The sequence below is a fragment of the Streptosporangium sp. NPDC006013 genome (genome assembly GCF_040614275.1).
GTDB lineage: Bacteria > Actinomycetota > Actinomycetes > Streptosporangiales > Streptosporangiaceae > Streptosporangium.
Map to the genome: position 1 here is coordinate 1 of NZ_JBEXUE010000872.1, position 1,989 is coordinate 1,989.

The 1,989-nt window shown below is 68.3% G+C and carries 1 protein-coding gene; it reads left to right on the top strand.

From position 1 onward, the window contains the following. The coding region (locus tag ABZ260_RS50510; RefSeq protein WP_355632958.1) for a hypothetical protein at positions 1–1,952 on the top strand (1,952 nt) is incomplete at its 5' end. Positions 1,953–1,989: the final 37 nt, after the last annotated feature.

Here is a 1,989-nt window from a genome sequence, read left to right on the forward strand (position 1 = left end):
AGACCGACGCCTACGATCCCGACTGCCTGATCGCCGACGACTTCGGCGCCCTGGCCAGAGGCAACGAGCTGATCGGCGACGGGACGACCAAGGTCTGCGGTCTGAACGACGGCTTCTTCGACATCAGGAACACCTTCTTCGACTCCCCCAGGCGCCACATCTTCATCTACGGGATCAGCGTGGACGGCTCGCCGGGATGCACCAAGGGCGGTCAGGGACGGGACGGCAACTTCGCCGACCACAACGGCACCGGCCGAACCCTCTTCCACGAGATCGGCCACAACCTCGGCCTGCAGCACGGTGGGCACGACGAGAACCGCTGCAAGCCCAACTACGTCAGCCTGATGAGCTACGACCACAGCCCGGGTATCCCCCGGCAGGGCGGTGGCGTCATCCTCGACTACTCGCCGCCGCGCCTCAAGCTCGACGGCGGCAGCCGCAGCCGGGCCCCGCTCGTCGACCTCGTGGAGAACCAGCTCGACGAGACCAAGATCGTAGACATCGGCGACAACGTGAACCGCTTCATCTTCGTCGACGCCACCGGGAACAAGGCGCCGCACGACCTGAACGCCAACCCGGACTGGAGCGGCGATGGCAGCGACCCGCCCTATGAGCCCGCTCCGGTGACGGCCAACCTCGACACCACCGACATGAGCGGTGTCCCCGCCAACTGCGCCAACACCTCCACTACGGACACGCTGAAGGGGTCCGACGACTGGCGCAGGATCAAGATGCCCTACACCCACCCGGGAGGCGCCTCCGACCTGGACAACGATCCCGATCCCACCGAGGCGGAGATTCAGCGGCTGTGGAAGCTGTTCAACACCACAGGACTGTCGGTGACGCTGGCCGACTCCCCCGACCCCGTGGTCGCGGGGACCGACCTCACCTACACCGTCAAGGTCCGCAATGCCGGGCCCGCTCCGGCCACCTCAGTCCGCGCGGTGGTCTCCCTGCCGTCGGATGTCCAGTACAAGAGCAGTTCCGCCCGATGCACCGACTCCGGCTGCTATCTGGGCGAGATCGCGGCGCACGGGGAGCGGACCTTCACCGTGACCGCGCACGTCGCGGAGGATCTGGTCCACCGCAACGGCGGTCCCAAAACCGTCACCGCGGGTGCCGAGGTCTCCAACCTGTGGGGTCCCGATCCCGACCAGTCCGACAACAAGGCGACGACGAGCACCAAGGTGGTCGCCGTGGCCGACCTTGCCGTCACCGGCTTCACTGCCGCCGCCCCCGACCAACTGCTCGTTGGGCAGAGCGCGGACGTACCACTGAAGGTGACCGTCGCCAGCACCGGGCCGTCCTCGCCGATGAACGCCGTCGTCAACTTCACCGGCGGCGTCGCCGACCTGGCTGTGCCGGCGCTGGCCAAGGGCGCTCCCCGCGACCTGTCCACCACGGCACGGGTCACCTGCGACAAGCCCGGTTACAAGACGGTCGGACTGTCGGCGGAGATCGCTCCGGCGAGCGCAGACGACGTCGACCCCGAGCCGGGCAACAACAAGCGCGCGGCGGAGTTCACGATCGACTGCGTCATCCCGGTCGCGATCAACATCAAGCCGGGCTCGAATCCCAATTCGATCAACCCGCCCAACGCGAACGTGCCGGTGGCGGTCCTCACCACGCGGGCTGGGGAGTACGACCTCCCGCTGGCCTTCGACGCGACCGCCATCCAGCCGCTGACCGTCCGCTTCGGCCCGCGTGAGGCGGCGTGGGCCGGCCAGGCGACCGGGCTTGAGGTGCACGAGCGCGGCCACGTCGAGGACTCCCTCGAACGCGGTGCCCCCGAGCGGGTGCGCGACAGAGACTCCGACATGGTGCTGCACTTCGGCGCCGGCGAGTCGGGTCTGGTCGCGGGGATGACGGAGGCCTGCGTCAAGGGTTCGGTCACGGACGAAGGCGGCGAGGTCTACCGCTTCTTCGGCTGTGACGCGATCCGCATCGTGTAACACCCCTTTCCGGGTACGGCTCGCGCGAGCCGTACCC